We start from the raw sequence: 22,404 nt of genomic DNA, 5'->3' as shown, positions 1-22,404 counted from the left end.
TGAGGTGATGACTGTGCTTTTAGGCTCACATGTATCCATGAATGGAAAGAAAATGCTTCTTGGTTCAAGCGAAGAAGCGGCTTCGTACGGAGCGACAGCGATGATGATCTATACAGGAGCGCCGCAGAACACCCGGCGTAAACCTATCGAAGAATTAAATATCGAAGACGGGCATGCCCACATGAAAGAAAACGGCATTGAAGAGGTAGTGGTCCATGCGCCTTATATTATCAACATTGGCAATACGACCAAACCGGAAACATTTCAGCTGGGCGTCGATTTTCTGCGCAATGAAATCAGCAGATCCGAGTCGCTCGGGGCCAAGCAGATTGTTCTTCACCCGGGGGCGCACGTCGGCGCCGGGACAGAAGCGGGCATTAAGAAAATTATTGAAGGCTTAAATGAAGTCATTTATCCGGATCAGAAGGTTCAGATCGCGCTTGAAACAATGGCTGGAAAAGGTTCGGAGTGCGGAATAAGCTTTGAAGAGCTTTCGGAGATTATCAGCGGAGTGACTCACAACGATAAACTGAGTGTCTGCTTTGATACATGCCATACGCACGATGCGGGCTACGATATCGTGGGGGATCTGGACGGCGTTCTGGAATCGTTCGATCATTATGTAGGCCTTGACCGGCTGAAGGTGCTTCATATTAACGACAGCAAAAACGAACGCGGGGCAGGCAAAGATCGTCATGAAAATATCGGTTACGGCTATATCGGCTACAGCACGTTAGCTGAAATTGTTCATCACGATGCGTTTGCTTCTGTGCCTAAAATACTGGAAACACCTTATGTAGGCACAGACAAGAAAAACAAAAAACCACCGTATAAGCATGAAATTGCGATGCTCAAACAAAAAGAATGGAAGGCAGGCTGGCGGGATGAATTAATGCCGGCAGAAGTATAAATGTCTTCTGCATGAATGCGTGACGCATTCATGCTTTTTTATTTCTGGAGCCGCAGGAAAAGGCGCCAGTCCGTACGAACAGCAAAAAGCACGCCCCCTGCATGCATTCATGCGGGGGGCGTGCTTTTTTATTCGTTGTTCATATCAAGAAATCTCGATGCCCACTCAAACAACACCAGCTGGCTGTTAACGGCGGGCTCTTCGGATGCAGGCTCGACGTAATGATAATAACCGCTGCTGTCCTGTTCTCTTGCCTTCACGTTATCCTGCAGAATCAGCTGCAAAATAGCACTGAGCCGCTTTTTTAAAATGGGCTCGTAGACTGGAAACATGATTTCGATTCGTTTTTCCATGTTTCTTGTCATCCAGTCAGCCGAGGACAAATAATAGTCGTCGCTGCCGCTGTTGGCAAAATAAAAGATACGGGTATGCTCAAGGAAACGGCCGACAATGCTGCGGACAGTAATGTTTTCGCTCACTCCGGGAATGCCGGGCTTCAGGCAGCAGATACCACGGACAATAAGTTCTATGCGGACACCGGCCTGGGAGGCTTCATACAGTTTAATAATGAGCTCTTTATCTGTTAAAGAATTCATTTTTGCGATAATATGGCCGCTTCCGTCCTGCTGATGGCAGTCAATTTCCTGCTGGATTAAATGAATCAGCTCCTCGCGTATCCCTTCCGGAGAAGTGCTGATTTCATTCCAGAACGGCTGCTGGGAAAAGCCGCTTAAGTGATTAAAAAAGTTAGTGGCATCTTCACCGAAGGAGGGACGGGTCGTAATCATGCCCATATCGGTGTACACTTTAGCGGTGGAGTCGTTATAGTTGCCGGTACCAAGGTGCACATACCGCTTGATGCCGTCCGCTGTCTTTTTGACGATAAGCACAATTTTACTGTGGGTTTTCAGTGACGTAATGCCATAAATGACGTGAACCCCGGATTTCTCGAGGGTTTTCGCCCATTGAATATTATTTTCTTCATCAAAGCGTGCCTTCAGCTCGACAAGGACCGTCACCTGTTTACCCTGTTCCGCTGCTCTTGCCAGTGCAGAAATGATGGGGGAGTCCCCACTGACCCTGTAGAGGGTCTGCTTAATGGCTAAAACGTCCGGGTCGTCGGCAGCTGAGGAAATAAAGTCGATAACAGGCTGAAACGATTCGTAAGGATGGTGCAGCAAAATATCCCGGTCACCGGAAGCGTCAAACACATCGGAATCGGCAATCAAATCCTCCGGCGGCTGGGGAATAAGCGTTTCGTACACCAAATGTTCCCATTCCGGCGCGAGTTCATCGCAGAGCGGAAATAAAAAGGTTAAATCGATCGGCCCCTTCAATGTATACACGTCGTCCGGATGAATCTCGAGAGCTTCGAGCAGAAACTCAAGAATGTAGTCATCCATCATGCCGTGCTGGCATTCCAAACGAACGGCGGCTCCCCATTTGCGTTTTTTTAATTCCTTTTCAATTTCCCGCAGCAGATCGCGGGCACCTTCCTCATGAATCGTTAAATCCGCGTTCCTGGTGATCCGGAACGGAGAAGCACTTACGACAGTAAAACCCCTGAAAAGAATCTGGATAAATTCAGCCAGTACCTGTTCAAGCAGAATATACTCCCGGCTGCCGTCGGATGATGGAAGCACGAGGAAGCGGGGAAGCACTCCGGGCACCTGGACAATGGCAATGCTCTCTTTTTCATCGCCGGCTTCTTTCTGGAGCCGGACAGCCAGGTTCAGGGACTTGTTTAAAAGCATGGGAAACGGGCGGTAGGCATCTACAGCCATCGGGGTCAGCACCGGCATAATGCTGGACATGAAGTACTCCTGTATATACTCATACTGGCCGCTGTTTAATTCAAGCGTCGAAAGAAAGCGGATGTTTTCTGAGGCTAACAGCGGAACAGCCTTTTCCGTAAAAAAATGGTCCTGCAGCCGCACAAGCTCTGAATTTTTTTCGGTGATGGCCGAAAGCTGCTGCTTTGGTGTGAGTCCGGCTTTATTTTCAGGTTTATTGAATCCTGCTTTCACCTGGTCTTTTAACCCTGCCACCCGGACCATGAAAAATTCATCCAGGTTGGAGCTGAAGATGCCTAAAAACCGCAGGCGCTCAAGGAGCGGATTGTTCTCGTCGAGCGCTTCTTCGAGCACCCGCTCATTAAACGCAAGCCAGCTGATTTCACGGTTGTTATAATATGCTGGGTTTTCAAGGTCAATATGTGTCTGAGTCGTTTCGGTCATGGTAGAATCCGCCTTTCTTTACACCCTGGTCACTCCTGGGCCAATTGTATCAACGAAATGTTAAGTGCATGTAAAGATTCACGAAAAAAGCATTGTTCAGCGGGAAATAGCAGAAACCGGCGATTGTTCATGGAAGTGAAGCACAATCTCGCGGTTGATCATTTTTTCCAGGTGTTTTTTATACTTATCTGCTTTGGCTTCTTCAAAAGTGGAATTCATGCCTTCGCGGCAGTATATATGGAAATGAAGCTCTTTGCCTTCTTTTTCAACGCCAAGCCCGGAAACGATATTGCGGCGCGTACGGTTGAGCGAGTAAGAGAATTTTAAAATGCTTCCAAGAAATTCGAGCCGTTTTAAACTGTTTTTCTGCATATACGGCCGGAACGGCTTCGCGAACTGTTTAAACATCGATTTAGATTTGAAGGAGGACACAAGCGACATGGCGATTCGTTCCTCATGCGTTATGCCGTCGATGGAACGGTTGGTTAAAATGTAAAAGGTATGCTGGCTGCTTGCCTCAGAGCTGATGTATTCCCCGATATAAAGAACCTGGGCCGCACGGTTCAGCAGGCGGTGGTTGTCTTCATGCAGGTAGGATTTGGGAATATACGGCTCGAGGCTGTTGTACATCGAAGAAGCAATGTTTCCGACCTCGTCCACATAGTCCGGGTTGATCTCGAATTCCCGGTTCAGCTGGTAAAAGCTTTCCTCGATCACATCCGGAAAATGAGGGTACATTTTATCCCGGAGCAGCTCTTCAAACAACAGTCCGTCACGGAGGCCCTTGTTGCTGATTAAATAGTAGGAGGCATCGATATGTTTATAGAGCTGGGAAATGATCCGGACCGCCGGAATAATGACGTCCGCCCGGTCTTTGGAAAGCCCTTCGATATTTTCCCGTTCGGATAAGCTTGATTTTTCAAGAAGCTCCATCGTTTCGGCAATATCGTCACAGGTCATGGAGTACTGATGCAGACCAGCCAGAGGATAGTTGATGGAAGCCTGATGCACGAGCACCATGTTACGGGAGCTGCCGCCGATACCGACAACGGGGAGGCTTTCACCTTCTTTTTTCAGCCAAGACACCTTTTGAAACTGTTTTTCAATCCATTTATTCATCTGCTTCAGGTTACTGGAGGTGATTTTATCATCGTTTGGCAGGAACTTCTGTTTCAATGTAAGGGCGCCGAAAGGAAAGCTGTGGGTACGTACAAGTTCCCTGTTTTTAAACATGGTCACCTCTGTACTGCCGCCCCCGATATCAATTGTGATTCCTTCAGAAAGGCTGGTGGAATTCACCACTGCAAGATACCCGTAGGAGGCTTCTTCCTCGCCGGATAGAACACGGATGGAGAAATCGATGCGTTCTTCAATGTAGTCGAGTACTTCTTCACGGTTGGAGGCGCCGCGGATGGCTGCAGTAGCTGCAGCATGAATGGTTTGAACGTTGTGAAAACGGAGGACTTCTTCAAACTGCTGCAGGGTATGCAGAAGGATATCCCGTCCTTCCTGGGTAAGCGCATTCTGGTCGTCGATATGATTGCTCAGGCGGGCGACGATTTTTAAATTATGAAGCTCGCGGTAGCCGCGTTTTTCATCCATTTCATTAATCACGAGACGGATCGAGTTGGAGCCTATATCAATAACGGCAACTTTTTCTTTCGCTTGAAACATCTTCATCATTCCTTAGAATTGGATTTAATTTTGTTTAACAGCTTTACTACTAACTATCATACAAAGAATAACCATGAATTGTATACACGATTGAGCAAAGAAGATTTACAGAAGCGAAAAGGTTTTGTATACTTTTCCTATCAATAAATCGTAACGGTTCTTAATTGTTTTTGGAAAGAAGGAGGCTTCCCGGTGGAAGATTCAACAAATACGCTGCTTGAAGTGAATCATCTGTCCTTTCGCTACGAGTCAGAGCTCGTGCTTGACGATATCAATATGAATATAAATTATGGAGATTTCGTAGGCCTGGTCGGGCCGAACGGCTCGGGAAAATCTACGCTTGTCCGGGTTCTTTTAGGCCTGCACAAGCATTACAAAGGAGAAGTACGCTGGTTTGGGACACCGGTACGCCAATTTCACCAATGGCCAAAGATCGGCTATGTGTCTCAAAAAGCGAATCGTTTTAACGCCGGATTCCCGGTGACTGTATATGAAGTAGTAGCTATGGGGCTGTACGGTAAAAAGGGGCTGCTCCGGTTTTTGAATCGTAAAGACAAGCAGCGCATTCACGAAGCCCTCGAGCAGGTGGATATGCTCGGCTATAAAAAGAAAAATATGGGCAGGCTTTCCGGGGGACAGCAGCAGCGGGTGTTTATTGCACGTGCCCTTGTGAGCGACCCGGAGGTACTGATTTTGGACGAGCCGACCGTCGGGGTGGATGCTGCATCCGCCCAGGCATTTTATGAGCGGCTGAGTCACTGGAACAGGGAGAAGGGTATTACTCTTATTCTCGTTACCCATGATGTAGGAGCAATGACCAAATACGTAACGAAAGTAGCCTGTCTGAATCAGCAGCTTCATTTTCACGGAACGACGCGGGAGTTTGAAGAAAGTGATCTCGCCGGCACATACGGGCATGACGTGCATATTATCCATCATGAGCACGATCACCATGCAGGAGGAGCCTGATGATCTTTCTGGAATTTGATTTTTTAAGATATGCGCTTATCATCGGCCTCATGATCGGCTTGATCGCTCCGGCTGCAGGCGTGTTTGTGGTGGTAAGAAAGACGCCGATGATTGCCGATGCGATGTCGCATACAGCGCTGACCGGCATCGCTTTTCATCTTTGGCTCGCCTCTTTCTGGGTATGGCTCAGCGAATGGAATCCTCTTTATACCGGTATTTTATTTACGTTCATCGTTTCGTTTGTAATTGAATATCTGCGCCGGCGGTTTCAAACGTTTCAGGAGCTTTCTATTCCGGTAGTGATGGCTTCAGCCATTGGGCTCGGAGTCGTATTTATTTCTCTGGCAGATGGTTTTAATAATGATTTGTTTAACTATTTATTTGGAAGCATTCTTACGGTGAATGCCGCAGACGCAGTGGTGATTGGTGTTATCTCTGCCGTATCGCTGCTGTTATTTCTGCTTTTTTATAAAGAATTATTGTTTCTGGCTTTCGATGAAGAACAGGCTGCCGTAAACGGCATCCCGGTACAGAGAGTGAATTTATTATTTGCCGGCATCGCGGCGCTCATAGTTGCTTCTTCCATATCTATTTTGGGAGTGCTGCTCGTTTCCGCTTTAATTACCCTGCCGGCAGCAGCGGCGCTCCGGGTCGCTTCCACCTTCAAAAGCATGTTTTTATATGCTGTGATTTTCGGGGAAACAGCCGTTCTGGCCGGCTTTTTTGCTTCATATTATTATGATCTGAGCTCTGGCGGCACAATCGCAGTCATTTCATTTCTTATATGGACGGTCGTTGTGCTGGCCGAGAAAACCATTGGACTGATACGTCAACGTTCATGGGAAGAAGCGAAATAGACGGACAAAGCAAATCAATAGCACAGAAAAGCGATCCTTGTGTAAAATAAAGAATAGAGAGTGACGGCTATGTTTGATATTAATTTTGTGGAACGAAGCATTATAGCAGCGGTGTTGATTGGACTGACAGCACCTTTGATCGGCTCGTTTTTAGTCGTGCGCCGGTCCTCGCTTATAGCAGATTCTCTCGCTCACGTCACCCTTGCCGGAGTGACGGCAGGAGTGCTCGCCGGTAATCTGCAGGCTTTTTGGGATATCAACCCTTTATACAGCGGCTTTTTATTTGCGTTTGCCGGCTCGTTGATCATCGAACGGGTACGCCACACCTACGGGGGCTTCCAGGAGCTTGCCGCCCCGATTTTAATGGCAGCAGCGGTAGGCTTAAGCGCCGTTTTCATGTCTATATCCGCTGACGGAGTGACAGAGTGGTACGGCTATCTGTTTGGAAGTGTCGTTTCCGTACAGATGGAAGACCTTTGGTTTATCGGATTAATGACGATTGCTGCCCTCGGGCTGCTTGCAGCGTTTGGCAGGGAATTGATGTTTCTTTCCTTCGATGAAGAAATGGCAGCTGCTGCCGGCATCCCGGTTAAAATGTTCAACGTGCTGCTTGCTGTCCTGCTTGCGATTGTTATTTCTGCATCGATGCAGGTGGTCGGCGTGCTGCTTGCCGGGGCATTGATTACGCTTCCGGCAGCGGCCGCGATGCAGTGGGCCTCCGGCTTTAAACGAATGCTCCTGATTGCTGTTATTATCGGGGAAGCCTCCGTGGCGGCTGGTGTGACCGGATCCATCTTTTTTGGCATTGCTTCCGGAGGAGGCACTGTAGTGACAGCTGCTTTTATACTTTTTGCCACTTTAGTTCTCAGAACATGGATCAACTGGAAAAGAAACAGGAGGCTTAAATATGAACGTCACCAAAGCGCTTAATATTATGAAAGAGCAGGGATTTAAATATACAGCCAAGCGTGAAGAACTGCTCCAGCTTTTTTCAGATGAAAAACGCTATTTGACAGCGAAGGAAGTATTGCAATCCCTGCAGAAAAATTACCCGGGAATGAGCGTGGATACCGTCTACCGCAACCTGTCCATATTTGAGGAAATGGATATTCTCGAGATGACAGAGCTTGAAGGAGAGATGCATTTTCGTTTTTCCTGTTCAACAACGGCCCATCATCACCATCTTATCTGTCTCGAATGCGGAAAAACGAGAGAAATTGAAACGTGCCCGATGGACTGGTTGAATGAAAACGTTGACGGCGGCTTTGAAGTGACGGGGCATAAGTTTGAAATTTATGGGCTTTGTGCCGAATGCAAAAAAGCCAAACAAAAGGAAGCAGCCCCGGCGTAATCAAAGAATCAGTAATAGCACAAACGCAAAAAAGGAGCTCCACCCATCATGGGCGGAGCTCCTTTTTTGCGTTGAAAGCTTAGTTTGTCAGTTCTTTTTCTTTAGCTTCCCGTTCTTTTTCTGCTTCTTTGGCGTAGTGCTCTTCAGCAATTTTATCGACTTCGATCTTCAGCTCTTCCACCATGGTTTCTTCCGGAACCTTCCGGATAATTTCTCCGTGGCGGAAAAGAAGGCCTTCGCCTTTTGCACCGGCAATACCGATATCGGCTTCTCTTGCTTCGCCGGGACCGTTAACGGCGCAGCCGAGCACGGCTACTTTAATCGGAGCTTTAATGGTGGAAATATATTCTTCCACGTCATTGGCGATACTGATCAAATCGATTTCAATACGTCCGCAGGTCGGACATGAGATAAGTGTAGCTGCGTTGGATGCGAGGCCGAATGTTTTCAGCAGTTCGCGTCCCACTTTTACTTCCTCTACTGGATCGGCACTGAGGGAAATACGCAGTGTGCTTCCGATTCCTTTACTTAGAATAGCACCGAGTCCGGCGGAGCTTTTAACCGTACCTGCGAATTGAGTGCCTGATTCCGTGATTCCCAGGTGAAGCGGGTAGCTGAATGCCTGAGCCGCTTTTTCGTAAGCTTCAACAGCCAGGTGTACGTCTGAAGCTTTCATCGAAACGATGATATCGTAAAAGCCGAGCTCTTCAAGGATGGAAATATGGTAGAGAGCACTTTCGACCATTCCGTCTGCAGTTGGATATCCGTATTTATCAAGGATCCGTTTTTCAAGAGATCCGGCGTTTACGCCGATACGGATCGGAATGCCTTTGGCTTTGGCTGCCTCAACAACCTCTTCAACTTTTTCCCGTTTTCCGATATTGCCGGGATTGATCCGGATTTTATCAGCGCCGCCTTCGATAGCCTTCAGGGCCATATTATAGTCGAAGTGGATATCGACAACGAGCGGAATGTTGATGCGCTGTTTAATTTTCGGAATTGCTTCAGCATCCTTCATCTGTGGGCATGCGACGCGGACAATCTGGCATCCGGCTTCTTCAAGGCGGTGGATTTCTGCGACGGTCGCTTCCACATCGTGGGTTTTTGTGGTGGTCATGCTTTGTACTACTACTTCATTACTGCCCCCGATCGTCACATTGCCTACTTTGACTGCTCGGGTTTCGCTGCGGTGGGTTATTTGGCTCATGTATCCATTCGCCCCTTTATATTGGTGAATTTATTTCGTGCCTCGTCTAATGCAACAACAATGGTTGATAGTGGTCTATAACACAACGTAATTGTATCAGTGGGTGTATACTCTTGGCAAGCAGTTGCTTCTAGAGAGCGGAAATCAGAAGTACATAAGCCGGCATTTTGTAAAATGATGAGAAACTTACGAAAGAGTGCGGAGGATGTAACTTTTCCCCCGGACTTACGACTATAGATGCGACGAATATAAATATATTGGTCATAAAAGTATAAGATTGGAAATGAAAGGGCATAAGAAGGAGAGTTGAGCATAATGAAGTGGTGGCAGCAGACATTAGCAGCCGGGGTAGTTACGTTAGGGGTTCTTGGGGTGAGCCAGGAGGCGTCAGCAGACGCTGCAGCAGGAGATGTAACGGTGACGCTCGGCCAGGACCTGTCTTCAGATCAAAGAAGTTCTCTGCTTGAAGAGATGGATGTGACTGAAGGGGAAGTACCGGTCGTGGAGGTCACAAATGAAGAGGAATACCAGTATCTCGGAGATTATTTAAGCAGCTCTGAAATTGGTTCACGCGCGCTGTCTTCTGCAAGGATTACTGCAGTTGAAGACGGGGAAGGAATTGATATTGAAACGAATAAAATAGATACAGTTACAGAAGGAATGTATGCGAATGCGCTGGCGACAGCGGGCGTGGAGGATGCAGAGGTTTATGTGACCGCTCCGTTTGAGGTATCCGGGACGGCCGCGCTGACCGGGATTTTAAAAGCTTATGAACAGCAGAACAATGTCAACATATCCGAGGATCAAAAACAGGTGGCAAATGAAGAGATTGCCAAAACATCTGAGCTTGGCGAAGATATCGGTAAAGAAGAAGCAACAACACTGATTACTCAGATTAAGCAGGAAATAAATAACACGGAAATTAATAATACGGAAGATATCCGGGTCATCGTGCAAAATGTTTCAGGCGATATGAATATTGAACTGAGCGAAGAGCAGACGGATGAGCTTGTTTCCTTATTCGACCGGATGCAGAACTTAAATATCGACTGGTCGCAGATGGAGAACCAGCTTGATAAAGCTTCAGAAAACATCGACAGCTTTGTGAACAGTGAAGATACGCAGAATTTCCTTTCGCGCATCGTCGCTTTCCTTGAACAGATGCTTGATTCCGTCCAGGGATGGTTTAACAGCGACTCCGGGGAATCGGCATAATATTAGAAATATGAGAAGAGGCCGTGGGGCCTCTTTTTTATGCAAAGAAGACGCTTTCAGCTGACAACTGGCAGACAGAAGAGTTACAATAAATGTGAAACGATTACGGGTGTTTACGCGTATATAAGATTACCAGGCTTTTACGAGCCACAATAATTAGTGATTACAGAAGTTTATGGAAGGGAGTATATACAATGGAATGGTTAGCGAACCCGAGTGTAGGCTTTCTTGTCGTTTTTCTTGGGACGATGTTTTTAATCTCAGAGTTTCTTGTTAAGTCCAAAAGCTTATTTTTTATTTTGGGAACAGCTTTTATGGTCTTATTCTTTTCCTATCACCTTGAAGGGGCAGCCGGTATCTGGGTGCTTGTATTATATGCAGCCGGGCTTGGGCTGATTCTGCTTGACGGCAAGCTTATCGGAGACGGGACTGTCTCTATTGTAGGTCTCCTTTTAATGGGAGTATCAATCGCTGTGCCGACTCCTACTATTATTTACGGGATACTCGTTATTTTCGGCTTTTTGGCCGGAGCCATAGCAGCGATGTTTTTCCTGAAGGTATTCCCGCGGCGGGACCTGTGGTCGAAGCTGATGCTTAAGGACAGCTTAACGAGCGAACAGGGCTATAACTCGATTAATCAGACGTATGAAGGACTGGTCGGCAAAACGGGGACCACCGTTACTCCCTTCCGTCCGACTGGTACGATTGATATTGAGGGGGAGCGTTACAGTGCTACAAGCGGCGATCAGTGGCTGAATGCTGAGGAAGAAATTGAAGTAATGTCTGTGGACGGGACGCGCATCCGTGTCAAACGTCTCGAGACGGCTGTCAAAGAACAGTAATTTCCATATTAAAGGTTATTCATGAAAAAAGAGGAAGCTGCGGCTTGCTCTTTTTTTACGGGAAAAACTTAAAAGTTAAATAACTTTGGGAAAAATTAATATTTCCTTTACAAACTACTCAATTTACTTTAAAAATAGATTGGGTGCGGCAAAAAACTGCCAAAATTCATAAAGCGACTAAGGGGATGTAGAGTTTGGATATTCAAACGATTTTGTTTACTTTTTTTGGTGGTTTGGGGATATTCCTGTTCGGAATTAAATACATGGGCGACGGTCTGCAGAAAATTGCCGGCGACAGGCTCCGGGATCTTCTGGATAAATTCACCTCCAACCCATTCATGGGTGTACTGGTTGGAATTATCGTTACTATACTTATTCAATCAAGTTCAGGAACTACAGTACTTACGGTCGGTCTCGTAAGCGCCGGCTTTATGACGCTGCGGCAGGCGATAGGCGTTATTATGGGAGCGAACGTCGGAACAACGGTAACGGCGTTTATTATCGGGATTAAACTCGAAGAATATGCTCTTCCGATTATATTTATTGGTACAGTACTGATCTTTTTCTTTAAAAACAAAAAAGTAAACAACATAGGACAAACTTTTTTCGGCTTCGGGGCCCTGTTTTTCGGGCTTTCACTTATGGGGGATGGAGTAGCACCGCTCGAAGAACTGCCGGCATTTAACGATTTAACCATCAGCATGAGTAACAACCCGCTTTTAGGATTGCTGGTAGGGGTCGTCTTTACAGTAGGACTGCAGAGTTCCTCAGCGACGATCGGACTGCTTCAGGAGCTGTATACGCAAAATGCGATATCACTGGATGCTGCGCTGCCGATACTTTTTGGGGATAACATAGGTACAACTGTTACAGCAGTCATCGCGGCTATAGGCGCTTCTGTGGCAGCAAAGCGTACAGCCTTGACGCACGTTATCTTTAACTTGATTGGCGCAACGCTCATCCTTATTCTGCTTGTTCCTTATACAGCCTTCATCAGTTTTCTGCAGGATGCACTTAATTTAAACGAGCCGATGACGATAGCTTTTGCGCACGGCATATTTAATATGTCGAACGTAATTATACAGCTGCCGTTTGTCGGGGTGCTTGCCTATATAGTAACCAGGCTTGTCCCCGGAAGTGATGAAGAAATTGAATACAAACCGAAGCATCTGGATCCAAGCTTTATTTACCAGTCTCCTGCAATCGCTTTGGACCAGGCGAAGCTTGAAACGCTGCGGATGGCTGAATATGCAGGCAAGGGCCTTAGAAAAAGCGAAAGCTACCTGGAGACAAAAAATAAAAAAGACGCTGAAAAAATTGTGCGTTATGAAGAAGCGATCAACAACCTTGATAAAGACATTACAGATTACTTGATCGGTATTTCTGCACGCTCCCTGTCTAAAGAAAATTCACGGAAACACTCAGTGGTGATGGACACCGTCCGTGACATTGAGCGTGTCGGAGACCATATGGAAAATGTGATGGAACTCGTGGACTATCAGCTGACCAACAAAGTGACGCTCTCAGAAGAAGCGTATAAAGACTTGAATGAAATGTTCACGCTGACGATCAGCACGTTTAACCGTGCTGTTGAAGCACTTGAAAAAGATGACTATGAAATTGCCCAGCAGGTTGCCAGACAGGAAGAAGATATCGATAAGATGGAGCGGAAGCTGCGTAAAAAACACATACTCCGCTTGAATGAAGGACGATGCTCCGGCTCTGCAGGTATTGTGTTTGTCGACATGATCAGTAACCTCGAACGTATCGGCGACCATTCAGTGAACATTGCCGAAACGGTACTGGACGACCGGGAAGTTTCATAAGAAGAGAAAAGAAGGAGGCGGTCCTCCTTCTTTTTTATTGATTATATAAAGAGAAAAGCGGCTATAGAATAACAATACATCTGCAAAGGGAGGTACATATGGAACTGATTTGGTATTTGCTGGGGATTGCCTGTTACGCGCTGGCGCTTGTCGCGGTTGTATATCCAATTCTGCCGGGCGGGATTTTTCACGCAGCTGCTGCACTTATGTTTGCACTGGGCTACGGATTTTCGGATATCGGTGTTGTCTACTGGGTGATTCAGGCAGTCATTGCTGTGCTGCTGTTTGTAATTGATTACGCGGCTAATTACTATGGTATTCAACGGAGCGGTGGTACAAAATACGGCATCTGGGGGAGCCTGATCGGCCTGGTCGTCGGCCCGTTTATTATTCCGGTCGCCGGTATTCTGATCGGCGCGCTTGCCGGAGCTGTTATCGGGGAGCTGATCGGCGGCCAGAAATCGTGGAAGCAGCTTGGTAAAATTGGTGTAGGGTCTGTCGGCGGATTTGTCGCAAGCGTTGTTATAAAAGGCGGTATATTGCTAGTGAATGCCATTTATATTATAATAATTCTTGTTTAAAGAAATACAAAAATCTGTTTGACGCGTTTTTAGGGAAATGATATAGTAATTACTGTCGTAAAAACGGCAGTAACACATTCCGCAGTAGCTCAGTGGTAGAGCAATCGGCTGTTAACCGATTGGTCGCAGGTTCGAATCCTGCCTGCGGAGCCATGGCGGCGTAGCTCAGCTGGCTAGAGCGTACGGTTCATACCCGTGAGGTCGGGGGTTCGATCCCCTCCGCCGCTACCAATATATTTACATACTCATACGGCGGTTGTGGCGAAGTGGTTAACGCACCGGATTGTGGTTCCGGCATTCGTGGGTTCAATTCCCATCAACCGCCCCATTTTTTTGTCTGTAATGCTTTTAAGGACCCTTAGCTCAGTTGGTTAGAGCAGACGGCTCATAACCGTCCGGTCGTAGGTTCGAGTCCTACAGGGTCCACCACTTTAAGAAGAAGTGGGTAAATATGTATCTGGAGGAATACCCAAGTACGGCTGAAGGGGACGGTCTCGAAAACCGTTAGGAGCTTTACGGCTCGCGAGGGTTCGAATCCCTCTTCCTCCGCCATAATTATTATTTTAAATGTTAATTTTTATATAACTGCGCAGCAAACTTTTCCGGTTAGGACGGAAAAGTTTTTTTATTTTGAAGGCAGCTCCGGCCGTGACGGGCCCAGTCAAGAACAAAGCCGGTTTTGATTACCTGGTTTTGACGGGGGCAGCGAAGGCTGACGAGATTTTTATGTTTAAAGAAGAAGCATAAGGGAATAATCAACCGTGGCAGGCTTTCTAGTTGATTACAGCAGAAAGCCGATTTGAAAAATAAGAATTGTTTTGGTAAGATAAAAGTAGACTAAGTGTAATTTTGTATACTAAATTATCGCAAAGTCACTTTGAACAAATCACCAGAACTTTCAAGGAGGGCATTTTGTATGAGTACACATCAACTACCAGATCTACCTTACGCACCAAACGCATTAGAGCCTCATATCGATGAGCAGACAATGAACATTCACCATGATAAACACCATAACACGTATGTAACAAAATTAAATTCAGCCTTGGAAAATCACAGCGATCTTCAAAACAAAAGCGTTGACGAACTGATCAGCGATTTGAACGCTGTCCCTGAAGACATCCGCACCGCAGTAAGAAATAACGGCGGCGGTCATTCCAACCACTCCATCTTCTGGAAGCTTCTCAGCCCTAACGGCGGCGGCGAACCAAAAGGCGAAGTGGCAGATGCCATTAAGAGTAAATGGGGAAGCTTTGACAAATTTAAAGAAGAATTCGGCGCAACAGCTGTCGGACGTTTCGGTTCCGGCTGGGCGTGGCTCGTATTAAATAACGGCGAGCTTGAGCTTATGGATACGCTCAACCAGGATTCCCCGATCATGGAAGGGAAAACTCCTCTTCTCGGTCTCGACGTCTGGGAGCACGCGTACTACCTGAAGTATCAAAACCGTCGTCCGGATTATGTAGCAGCATTCTGGAATGTTGTAAACTGGGACGAAGTTGAAAAGAACTATCAGGCGGCTAAATAATATATTTAAGGATCCGTTCCCGGAATTTGGGAACGGATTTTTCTGTTTAGGTAGAGAGCAGAAGTTCGGCAGCGGCTTTTTTCTATGCTATACTTAATTGGAAACAAGCAAACTTACATATATTAAGAGAGGGATTGCGTGTGGCTTCCAGAAAAAATAAAAAACCTTCCATTCCTTTTCGGCTGAACGTTCTTTTTTTCGCTGTTTTTATATTGTTTTCGATATTAATCCTGCGACTTGGATACGTGCAGATCGTTGAGGGTGATACGTATGAAGAAGACGTAAATGAAACGGCCTCCACATCGGCGAGCCGGGTCGATGCCCCGCGCGGAATTATGTACGACCGCAATGGAACTGAGCTGGTGGATAATAATCTTATTCTGACTTTAACGTATACGAACCAGAGAAGCTATGAGGATGAAGAACGCCTCCAGACGGCTGAAGAACTTGCTGAGCTGATTGAATTTGATGAAGAGGAAACAGACCGTGAGAGCATGCCGGAAAGAAATTTGCAGGACTACTGGCTTTTAACGCGTGAAAAAGAAGCGGAGGAGCTTGTCTCAGACAAAGAAGAGCAGCGGCTCATGGAAAACGATAAAGATCCATATGAAGTGCAGCTCGACCGGATTACAGAAGAACAATTGAATGATATCAGCGACGAAGAGCTGGAAGTTGTAGCTATCTGGAGTGAAATGATTTCGGGGTACTATGACTCGCCGCAGCGTGTCAAACGGGATTTGACAGAAGGCGAGGCTACAGCGATCAGCTCACGCCTGGATGAACTTGAGGGAGTGGATGTAACCAGGGACTTCCGGCGCGACTATCAGTACACGCAGGCCTTTCAGAGCCTTTACGGGAATGTAGGGTCAATCCCTGAAGAAACCGTAACCGAGTTTCTGGCCAAAGGGTATCAGCGTTCCGACGAGGTCGGCCAGAGCTTTCTCGAGGAATACTATGAAGACACGCTCAGGGGTAAAAAAGGAACCGTCAGCGGTGAGGATGATGACGCCGAGGAAACGAATAATGGAAGCCGCGGCAATGACCTCGTGCTGTCGATTGATATGGATCTGCAGCGGGAAGTACAGACGATAATTGATGATCAGATGGGGCAATCGGAGGGAGCGTTTCCGAACGACGAGCAGGCCTATGTGACCGCGATCGACCCGAATACCGGGGAAATACTTGCCATGAACGGATATGATGATCAACTCGGGAACGTAACAAACACGTTCGAGATGGGGTCAACGATCAAGCCTGCGACAGGCATGATCGGTCTTCAGGAGGAAGTTATTACAGAAAATACGGAAATCAACGACACGCCGCTGGAACTTCCAGGGGGAGTGGATGTTAGCTCTTCCCATGATATCGGCACTGTGGACGTTGTCGGTGCCATTCAGGAATCATCTAACGTGTTTATGTCTGAAATTGCCATGAGGCTAATGGATTACGAACGTGGAGACGGTGCAAATTTTGATTTGGATAAAGTGGACAATTCCTACGATACAATGCGGGATTATTACAGCCAGTTTGGGCTGGGGGAAGAAACAGGAATCGATCTTCCATCAGAGGCTACAGGGCTTGACGGAGGAACAGGGGCCCCGGGAAGCCTGCTGTACTTCTCATTTGGTCAGTTTGACACGTATACACCTCTGCAGCTGGCCCAGTATTCTGCCACCATCGCTTCCGATGGCCAACGGATGGAGCCGCACCTGGTAAAAGAAATCCGTGAACCTAACCGTAATACCGATGAAATGGGAGCGGTGCTTCACCAGTTTGAACCAGAGATGCTGAACCGGGTTAATATTGACAAAGAATACTTTGATATCGCCCAGGAGGGCATGTACGATGTGGTGAACACGGATTTGGGGACAGCAGACAGCTATTTCACGGATGTAAATATGGAAATTGCCGGGAAAACCGGTACGGCTCAGCGCAGTATCCGCAGGGAAAGCGATAACGAATTAGTAGAGGTGAACAACCAGACCTTTATTGCCTATGGACCGTATGAAGATCCGGAGATCGCCATAGGCGTCGTCGTCCCCAACGTTTATGTTGATGATGAGGGTGGGCGTTCGGGTATCGCCAACAGCATCGCCGCCGACACGATGCAGGCGTATGTGAACCTTAAGGAAGAACGTCCAGGCGCCGGAAGCAGCGAAGACGATGCTGAAGGTGAAAATGAAGAAGACGGCGAAAACGCAGGAGACGAGGAAGAGTCCGGCGGTGACGAAGAAGAACAGTAATTCTGTGGGGATAAAGGACTGCGCCAAGTCGTTATGTTCTTGAAACTTTTTACTGATTTGCCGCTTTTACAAAAAATCTTCTTAACTTTCCTGAGAAAAACTAACATCACAGACTTGAAGCACAATTAGGAATCTGATAGTATTACTAAGTATGAAAAATGTACGAAAGTAGGGAGGGAATCACATGCGTGTACAAATAACGCTTGCCTGCACAGAGACTGGTGACCGTAATTACATCACCAGCAAAAATAAACGCACAAACCCTGAGCGTATTGAGTTGAACAAATATTCTCCTCGTTTAGGAAAGCACACTCTTCATCGCGAAACGAAATAAGCAGCAGGAGATTACATCTCCAGCTGCTTTTTCTTTTGTCTTTAAAGCATTTTACGATGAAAAAGACATGAAAGGGGAAGACAATTGAATAAACATATGCTCCGGCAGCAGGTTAACAGCGCGTATCAAAATCTTTCCGGGAATGACCGCCTGAAGGCAGAAAAAAAGATTTATGAATACTTATTCCAATGGAGCGGCTGGAAACAGGCGGAGACGATTGCAGTGACTGTTTCACTCAAAAATGAGATAAACACCGGCCCGATTATTGAGACTGGATGGCAGCAGGGCAAACGGATGTGTGTCCCTAAAATAGAGCCTGAACAGCGCGGAATGGATTTTTATGAAATACAGGCATTCGGGGAGCTCGAGCGTACTATCGGTCAGATATACGAGCCTAAAAAAAACATTTGTCCCCTCGTACCTCCGGAGCAGCTTGACCTTGTTCTTGTGCCTGGTCTTGTATTTAACAGGCAGGGCTACCGCATTGGATTCGGGGGCGGATACTATGACCGCTTTTTAAAGCGTGCGGATTTTTCTACGGCAGCCCTGATTCATCCTTTTCAGCTTCAGGATCGTATTCCGGTGGAAGCGCACGATGTGCCGGTACAAACCCTCATCAGCAGCCAAGGTCTTATTCATGTGGAGTGAAGCGGTTCTCGGTTTAGTGTTCGCACTGTTTTTGCTGGTAATTTGGCGAAAGCGGTCATTAACGCTTGCCGCAACGGTATCAGCCGGAGTGCTCGGCACGCTTGTTTACACGTGGACAGGGTGGCTGGGAACGGCAGCCCTTCTCACTTTTTTTGTGAGCTCGACAGCCCTGTCACGTTTGAATAAACAGGAAAAGGAACAGCGGGACAGCTGGCAGGTAGGGGCGAATGGAGGGCCGATGCTTATGTTTGCTGCTTTGTTCAGTGCCGTATCGTGGGAAGGGTTTTTAGCCGCTGCTGTTGGCGCAGCGGCTGCATCAAATGCGGATACGTGGGCGTCAGAGGTTGGCCGCCGGTTTGGGGACAGGCCGTTTCACGTGCGCAGCCGAAAACGGATAGAAAACGGTTTTTCCGGAGCGGTTTCCGGGGCAGGAACGCTGGGGGCTTTCGGCGGCGCTTTTCTTGTGGGGGGAAGTGCCTATTTCATTTCTTCAGAGATGAACGACTTTATGCTTATCGCTGTAAGTATAGCTGGTGTATGCGGCTGCTTTATCGATACGTTTCTCGGAGCTTATGCAGAACGGCTGAATCGTTGCAGCGTATGTGGGTCCTATACGGAAGACGAGGTCCATCACGGAAGGAAAACTATTCACGCCTCGGGCATTTCATGGATGACAAACAACGCTGTGAACGCGTTGAGTTCTTTTGGCGGCGGTATGGTGGTTATAGTGCTTTACATTATTTCTTTCTTTTCCTTTTGATTTCGCCTTTAGCGGGAGGTTGCTATAATAGAAGGAAGAAAGGTGGCACAATTACATGCGCTGGACAACGATTTGTTTCGACCTGGACAACACCCTTTACGATCACGAAAAAGCTTTTCAAAAAACAATCAAAGCTGTATTTGTTTCTATCAGACAGCAGCTGAATAAAGAAGCTCCGTTCGTTCATGAAGACAAGTGGTTCGAGGTGTTTAAATATCACTGTGATTTGTTTTGGCAGGAATATGAGGAAGGCATTCTTACGCAGGAGCAGTACCGGATCAAACGGTATGTAGAAACGATGCACGCGTTCGGGCTCCCGGGCTCCGGCCGGAAAGCTCTCGAGTTTCATCAGGAGTACGAGCAGCGGCTGCCGGAATTCAGCGAACTGTTTGAGAGTGTACCTGGTTTGTTGGAATCGCTCGCAAAAAGCAGCGTCTGCCTCGGCATTATCACAAACGGATCAGAGAAACTGCAAAAAGAAAAGTTTTATCGGCTTCAGCTTGACCGCTGGATCGACCACCGTCATCTTTTTATATCTGAAATGGCCGAAGCACCGAAGCCGAAGACGGCAATTTTTGACGAAGCGCTGGAGCTTTTGGGCAGCCGGAAAAAACGGGCGCTGTTTGTCGGTGACTCGTGGGCCCACGATGTAGAGGGTGCGGAAAATGCAGGATGGGAAGCTATCTATGTAAACACCCGCGGCGAGGAAGCAGGGCATTCGTCGAATACAGTAAAAGAGTTTAGTGAATTTAATCAGGCAGCCTCATATTTAAGAGAAATAGTGGAAGAAGGACGGCGTTCGGATGTCTAAACGGGAAGCTCACCAGTTTTGGAAATTTACAGAGCAGCTTATGGAGGAAGAATCTTTCCGCCTGATTGATGTCGGCCCGGATCGAAAGCGGATATGGCTTCAGGGGGATGTCGACGGACAGCCGTGGATTGTGCGCATGGCGAGAGTGGAATATGAACGGCTCGGACGGCTGGAAGACGACAGGCATGAAGCGGAGAAAAGCTTCCACGGGTGGAGGCGGCGGCTTGCCTTAAGAAAAGCAAAATTTGCGAACGTATATATTACTTCTTATCCTCCGGCGGATATGACAGAACCGATGAAGAGCGGAGACCGCGAAGCCCGTTCCTTTTTATTCGCCGATGACAACGGGCGGGGTTTGGCGGATGCACCTCCCGCTGTCAGTACGTATCTAAAAACCAATGAATGGACATGGGGCGGCCTTGAAGAAGAGCTCGAACCCGAGGAGCATGAACAAAGAGCTTCCTTTTACCGCCGTCAGGCAGAAAAAAAGCAGCGGGAGCTTGAACAGCAGGACATGTCCTTTTTTTCCAGCGGTAAGCCGATTGTGACCTATACTGTGCTGGCGTTACTTGCTGTGATTTTTTTAGTGCTGGAACGCTCGGGAAGCAGTATGAACGTCAACACCCTCATCGAGCTTGGCGCGAAATATAACCCGGGAATTGTAGACGGAGAATGGTGGCGGCTCGTTAGTGCCATGTTCCTGCATATTGGTTTTCTGCATTTGTTTATGAATAGTCTGGCGTTGTTTTTTATTGGCGGCATCACGGAACGTATTTACGGTACAGCGCGCTTTATTATAATTTATTTTGCTGCAGGCGTATTTGCATCAACGGTCAGCTTTGCTATGAATGAACAGGTGTCAGCCGGAGCCAGTGGCGCTATCTTTGGCTGTTTCGGAGCCCTTTTATATCTGGGGCTTGCTCATCAGCGGCTGTTTTTCCGTACGCTTGGCATGAACGTGCTTGTTATTCTCGGGATTAACCTGGTATTTGGATTTACTGTGCAGGCAGTGGATAACGGAGCCCATATTGGCGGTCTTGTCGGCGGCTTTATTGCCTCCGTCTTTGTGCATCTGCCGGGACATCGCTGGCAGTTTGTGCGTGTAGGAGCATTTGCGTTTTTTGTTTTGGTGTTTGCCGTCTTTTTTGCGATAGGTATGTACCGGTGGAATTAATCAAAATACGTAGTAGAAAAACGCCTTTCGCTTGCTATAATGAAAGGAAGCAGGATAACTATGGAATCCATGACAGAAATCCGGATGTGGCTTCGCACGGTCGGAGCCTTCATCTATACGAAAAATCGTTTAATGGATTTAGATTTAATGGAAGAAGAGATCAGAGAGGCCTATAACAACGGACTTTTGGATGTCAGGATGTATCAGACTGCTTTGTTGACGATAAAAAGAGAACGACGAATCGAACAGGAAAAGGGGTAGACAAATGGCTGAAAAATACGTAATCGGAATCGATATCGGCGGCACCGCGGTAAAAATGGCACTATTTGACCAGAACGGCGGCATGCAGCACAAATGGAGCATTACCACCAGCAAGGAAGAAAACGGAAAATACGTGCTCGATGAAATTGCAGCATCGATTGAGCATGAACTGGATGAAAAAAATATTCCGATTACGGAAGTCGCCGGCGCCGGCGCGGGGCTTCCCGGCTTTATCGACATAGAAAACGGTATTATTGAATTCGCAACAAACATAGGATGGAAGGATTACCCGGTCGCGCGTATTCTCGAAGAAAAGCTCGGTTTTCCCATCGCGCTCGATAACGATGCGAACCTGGCAGCGGCAGGCGAATATTGGAAAGGAGCCGGCACGGACGTCCAGGACATGATTTTTATCACGCTTGGCACCGGGGTCGGAGCAGGTATTGTGCTTAACGGGGATATTGTGAACGGCAAAGATAATATGGCTGGTGAAATTGGCCATGTTACCGTAAAACCGGAGGGAGGCCGGCTTTGTAATTGCGGCAAACGTGGCTGCCTGGAAACCATTTCTTCGGCAACAGGTATGGTACGCGGAGCCCTCGAACATATAGACGAAGCAGAGGGCTCTCCGATTTATGATGTGCACCAGCGCGGAGAAGAAATTACGACCAAGGATTTGTTCGCCTATGCCACGTCCGCTGATCCGTATTGTGCCGGGGTGATTGACCACGCCATGTATTATTTGGGACTTGCCGTCGGCAATATTGCAAACACCCTGAATCCGGAGAGAATCGTGATCGGAGGCGGAGTGGCCGCTGCCGGAGACGATTTACTGCAGACGCTGCGCGCTCATTTTGATATGTTCGCGCTCGACAAAGTAAAAAGAGGAACGGATTTTGTCATTGCCGATCTCGGAAACGACGCCGGGGTGGCGGGAGCCGCATGGCTGGCTAAAAATCATTATATGAATAACTGA

21 protein-coding genes and 5 tRNA genes are annotated in these 22,404 nt (G+C 47.4%); 23 read left to right on the top strand and 3 right to left on the bottom strand.

Translation table 11 applies throughout. The features are described from left to right. Positions 1-7 precede the first annotated feature (7 nt). Positions 8-910 (top strand): deoxyribonuclease IV, encoded by a 903-nt coding sequence (locus BLV22_RS04580; RefSeq protein WP_091611857.1) that lies wholly within the window; start codon positions 8-10, stop codon positions 908-910. Between the two features lie 128 nt (positions 911-1,038). On the opposite strand, the gene BLV22_RS04575 is transcribed toward BLV22_RS04580, so the two are convergent. Together BLV22_RS04575 and ppx are read right to left on the bottom strand one after the other, a co-directional pair. After that, on the bottom strand, positions 1,039-3,147 hold the full coding sequence (locus BLV22_RS04575) for an RNA degradosome polyphosphate kinase (RefSeq protein ID WP_091611855.1): 2,109 nt from the start codon (positions 3,145-3,147) through the stop codon (positions 1,039-1,041). A 96-nt stretch (positions 3,148-3,243) separates the two neighbouring features. Further along, a complete protein-coding gene (gene ppx / locus BLV22_RS04570) occupies positions 3,244-4,821 on the bottom strand; it encodes an exopolyphosphatase (protein ID WP_176967646.1) in 1,578 nt (525 codons plus the stop codon). A gap of 192 nt (positions 4,822-5,013) precedes the next feature. On the opposite strand from ppx, the gene BLV22_RS04565 reads away from it, so the two are divergent. From BLV22_RS04565 to BLV22_RS04550, 4 genes are all read left to right on the top strand, one after another. Beyond that, complete coding sequence (locus BLV22_RS04565; RefSeq protein ID WP_245724006.1) at positions 5,014-5,790, top strand: metal ABC transporter ATP-binding protein; 777 nt, start codon at positions 5,014-5,016, stop codon at positions 5,788-5,790. Next, the gene (locus tag BLV22_RS04560; protein ID WP_091611850.1) at positions 5,790-6,647 is read left to right on the top strand and encodes a metal ABC transporter permease; all 858 of its coding nucleotides are present in this window, start codon (positions 5,790-5,792) and stop codon (positions 6,645-6,647) included. The genes BLV22_RS04565 and BLV22_RS04560 overlap by 1 nt, the downstream gene beginning before the upstream one ends. Before the next feature lie 69 nt (positions 6,648-6,716). Beyond that, a complete protein-coding gene (locus BLV22_RS04555; RefSeq protein ID WP_091611847.1) occupies positions 6,717-7,577 on the top strand; it encodes a metal ABC transporter permease in 861 nt (286 codons plus the stop codon). Beyond that, positions 7,555-7,998: a Fur family transcriptional regulator gene (locus BLV22_RS04550; RefSeq protein WP_091611845.1), complete on the top strand. Its 444-nt coding sequence runs from the start codon at positions 7,555-7,557 to the stop codon at positions 7,996-7,998. Before BLV22_RS04555 ends, BLV22_RS04550 begins: the two co-directional genes overlap by 23 nt. A 79-nt stretch (positions 7,999-8,077) precedes the next feature. On the opposite strand, the gene ispG is transcribed toward BLV22_RS04550, so the two are convergent. Beyond that, entirely contained in the window at positions 8,078-9,205 is a 1,128-nt protein-coding gene (ispG, locus tag BLV22_RS04545) for a flavodoxin-dependent (E)-4-hydroxy-3-methylbut-2-enyl-diphosphate synthase (protein WP_091611842.1), read from the bottom strand. Positions 9,206-9,520: 315 nt separating this feature from the next. Between ispG and BLV22_RS04540 the strand changes: the two genes are divergently transcribed. The 18 genes from BLV22_RS04540 (at position 9,521) to BLV22_RS04455 (ending at position 22,404) form a co-directional block, all read left to right on the top strand. Beyond that, complete coding sequence (locus tag BLV22_RS04540; RefSeq protein ID WP_091611839.1) at positions 9,521-10,420, top strand: DUF1002 domain-containing protein; 900 nt, start codon at positions 9,521-9,523, stop codon at positions 10,418-10,420. A gap of 194 nt (positions 10,421-10,614) precedes the next feature. Beyond that, positions 10,615-11,262, top strand: a complete 648-nt coding sequence (locus BLV22_RS04535) for an NfeD family protein (RefSeq protein ID WP_091611836.1) — start codon at positions 10,615-10,617, stop codon at positions 11,260-11,262. Positions 11,263-11,456: 194 nt separating this feature from the next. After that, positions 11,457-13,088 carry a Na/Pi cotransporter family protein gene (locus BLV22_RS04530; RefSeq protein ID WP_091611833.1) on the top strand — a complete coding sequence of 544 codons (1,632 nt, stop codon included), beginning with the start codon at positions 11,457-11,459 and terminating at the stop codon, positions 13,086-13,088. A gap of 98 nt (positions 13,089-13,186) precedes the next feature. Further along, positions 13,187-13,669 carry a DUF456 domain-containing protein gene (locus tag BLV22_RS04525; protein ID WP_091611830.1) on the top strand — a complete coding sequence of 161 codons (483 nt, stop codon included), beginning with the start codon at positions 13,187-13,189 and terminating at the stop codon, positions 13,667-13,669. A 78-nt stretch (positions 13,670-13,747) separates the two neighbouring features. Continuing rightward, a tRNA-Asn gene (locus tag BLV22_RS04520) sits at positions 13,748-13,822 on the top strand. Between the two features lies 1 nt (position 13,823). Further along, positions 13,824-13,900 (top strand) — tRNA-Met (locus tag BLV22_RS04515). A gap of 21 nt (positions 13,901-13,921) precedes the next feature. Continuing rightward, positions 13,922-13,997, top strand: a tRNA-His gene (locus BLV22_RS04510). Positions 13,998-14,021: 24 nt separating this feature from the next. Beyond that, positions 14,022-14,098 (top strand) — tRNA-Ile (locus tag BLV22_RS04505). A 30-nt stretch (positions 14,099-14,128) separates the two neighbouring features. Further along, positions 14,129-14,221, top strand: a tRNA-Ser gene (locus BLV22_RS04500). Positions 14,222-14,585: 364 nt separating this feature from the next. Next, on the top strand, positions 14,586-15,197 hold the full coding sequence (locus BLV22_RS04495) for a superoxide dismutase (protein WP_091611828.1): 612 nt from the start codon (positions 14,586-14,588) through the stop codon (positions 15,195-15,197). Between the two features lie 140 nt (positions 15,198-15,337). Continuing rightward, positions 15,338-17,440 carry a peptidoglycan D,D-transpeptidase FtsI family protein gene (locus tag BLV22_RS04490; protein WP_245724005.1) on the top strand — a complete coding sequence of 701 codons (2,103 nt, stop codon included), beginning with the start codon at positions 15,338-15,340 and terminating at the stop codon, positions 17,438-17,440. Between the two features lie 184 nt (positions 17,441-17,624). Then, complete coding sequence (gene rpmG, locus BLV22_RS04485) at positions 17,625-17,774, top strand: 50S ribosomal protein L33 (RefSeq protein WP_079476821.1); 150 nt, start codon at positions 17,625-17,627, stop codon at positions 17,772-17,774. Between the two features lie 84 nt (positions 17,775-17,858). After that, a complete protein-coding gene (locus BLV22_RS04480) occupies positions 17,859-18,422 on the top strand; it encodes a 5-formyltetrahydrofolate cyclo-ligase (protein ID WP_091611825.1) in 564 nt (187 codons plus the stop codon). Next, a complete protein-coding gene (locus tag BLV22_RS04475) occupies positions 18,412-19,182 on the top strand; it encodes a DUF92 domain-containing protein (RefSeq protein ID WP_176967645.1) in 771 nt (256 codons plus the stop codon). The genes BLV22_RS04480 and BLV22_RS04475 overlap by 11 nt, the downstream gene beginning before the upstream one ends. Positions 19,183-19,237: 55 nt before the next feature. After that, a complete protein-coding gene (locus BLV22_RS04470) occupies positions 19,238-19,993 on the top strand; it encodes an HAD family hydrolase (protein WP_091611820.1) in 756 nt (251 codons plus the stop codon). Continuing rightward, the gene (locus BLV22_RS04465; protein WP_091611817.1) at positions 19,986-21,167 is read left to right on the top strand and encodes a rhomboid family intramembrane serine protease; all 1,182 of its coding nucleotides are present in this window, start codon (positions 19,986-19,988) and stop codon (positions 21,165-21,167) included. The genes BLV22_RS04470 and BLV22_RS04465 overlap by 8 nt, the downstream gene beginning before the upstream one ends. 60 nt (positions 21,168-21,227) lie before the next feature. After that, a complete protein-coding gene (locus tag BLV22_RS04460; RefSeq protein WP_176967644.1) occupies positions 21,228-21,428 on the top strand; it encodes a YqgQ family protein in 201 nt (66 codons plus the stop codon). Between the two features lie 4 nt (positions 21,429-21,432). After that, positions 21,433-22,404, top strand: a complete 972-nt coding sequence (locus BLV22_RS04455; protein WP_091611811.1) for an ROK family glucokinase — start codon at positions 21,433-21,435, stop codon at positions 22,402-22,404.

The sequence above is a fragment of the Marinococcus luteus genome, from assembly GCF_900106595.1.
In the GTDB taxonomy this organism is placed as follows: Bacteria; Bacillota; Bacilli; order Bacillales; family Marinococcaceae; genus Marinococcus; species Marinococcus luteus.
Note: the sequence above shows the minus strand (reverse complement) of the source record. Positions and strands in the feature narration are given on the sequence as shown.

Bases quoted from the DNA above. Each gene is read 5' to 3' on its own strand.
- BLV22_RS04580 (WP_091611857.1), top strand. From the start codon at position 8: ATGACTGTGCTTTTAGGCTCACATGTATCCATGAATGGAAAGAAAATG.
- ppx (WP_176967646.1), bottom strand. From the start codon at position 4,821: ATGTTTCAAGCGAAAGAAAAAGTTGCCGTTATTGATATAGGCTCCAAC.
- BLV22_RS04550 (WP_091611845.1), top strand. From the start codon at position 7,555: ATGAACGTCACCAAAGCGCTTAATATTATGAAAGAGCAGGGATTTAAA.
- BLV22_RS04535 (WP_091611836.1), top strand. From the start codon at position 10,615: ATGGAATGGTTAGCGAACCCGAGTGTAGGCTTTCTTGTCGTTTTTCTT.
- BLV22_RS04525 (WP_091611830.1), top strand. From the start codon at position 13,187: ATGGAACTGATTTGGTATTTGCTGGGGATTGCCTGTTACGCGCTGGCG.
- BLV22_RS04540 (WP_091611839.1), top strand. From the start codon at position 9,521: ATGAAGTGGTGGCAGCAGACATTAGCAGCCGGGGTAGTTACGTTAGGG.
- rpmG (WP_079476821.1), top strand. From the start codon at position 17,625: ATGCGTGTACAAATAACGCTTGCCTGCACAGAGACTGGTGACCGTAAT.
- BLV22_RS04470 (WP_091611820.1), top strand. From the start codon at position 19,238: ATGCGCTGGACAACGATTTGTTTCGACCTGGACAACACCCTTTACGAT.
- BLV22_RS04465 (WP_091611817.1), top strand. From the start codon at position 19,986: ATGTCTAAACGGGAAGCTCACCAGTTTTGGAAATTTACAGAGCAGCTT.
- BLV22_RS04460 (WP_176967644.1), top strand. From the start codon at position 21,228: ATGGAATCCATGACAGAAATCCGGATGTGGCTTCGCACGGTCGGAGCC.
- BLV22_RS04555 (WP_091611847.1), top strand. From the start codon at position 6,717: ATGTTTGATATTAATTTTGTGGAACGAAGCATTATAGCAGCGGTGTTG.
- BLV22_RS04560 (WP_091611850.1), top strand. From the start codon at position 5,790: ATGATCTTTCTGGAATTTGATTTTTTAAGATATGCGCTTATCATCGGC.
- ispG (WP_091611842.1), bottom strand. From the start codon at position 9,205: ATGAGCCAAATAACCCACCGCAGCGAAACCCGAGCAGTCAAAGTAGGC.
- BLV22_RS04475 (WP_176967645.1), top strand. From the start codon at position 18,412: ATGTGGAGTGAAGCGGTTCTCGGTTTAGTGTTCGCACTGTTTTTGCTG.
- BLV22_RS04575 (WP_091611855.1), bottom strand. From the start codon at position 3,147: ATGACCGAAACGACTCAGACACATATTGACCTTGAAAACCCAGCATAT.
- BLV22_RS04455 (WP_091611811.1), top strand. From the start codon at position 21,433: ATGGCTGAAAAATACGTAATCGGAATCGATATCGGCGGCACCGCGGTA.
- BLV22_RS04495 (WP_091611828.1), top strand. From the start codon at position 14,586: ATGAGTACACATCAACTACCAGATCTACCTTACGCACCAAACGCATTA.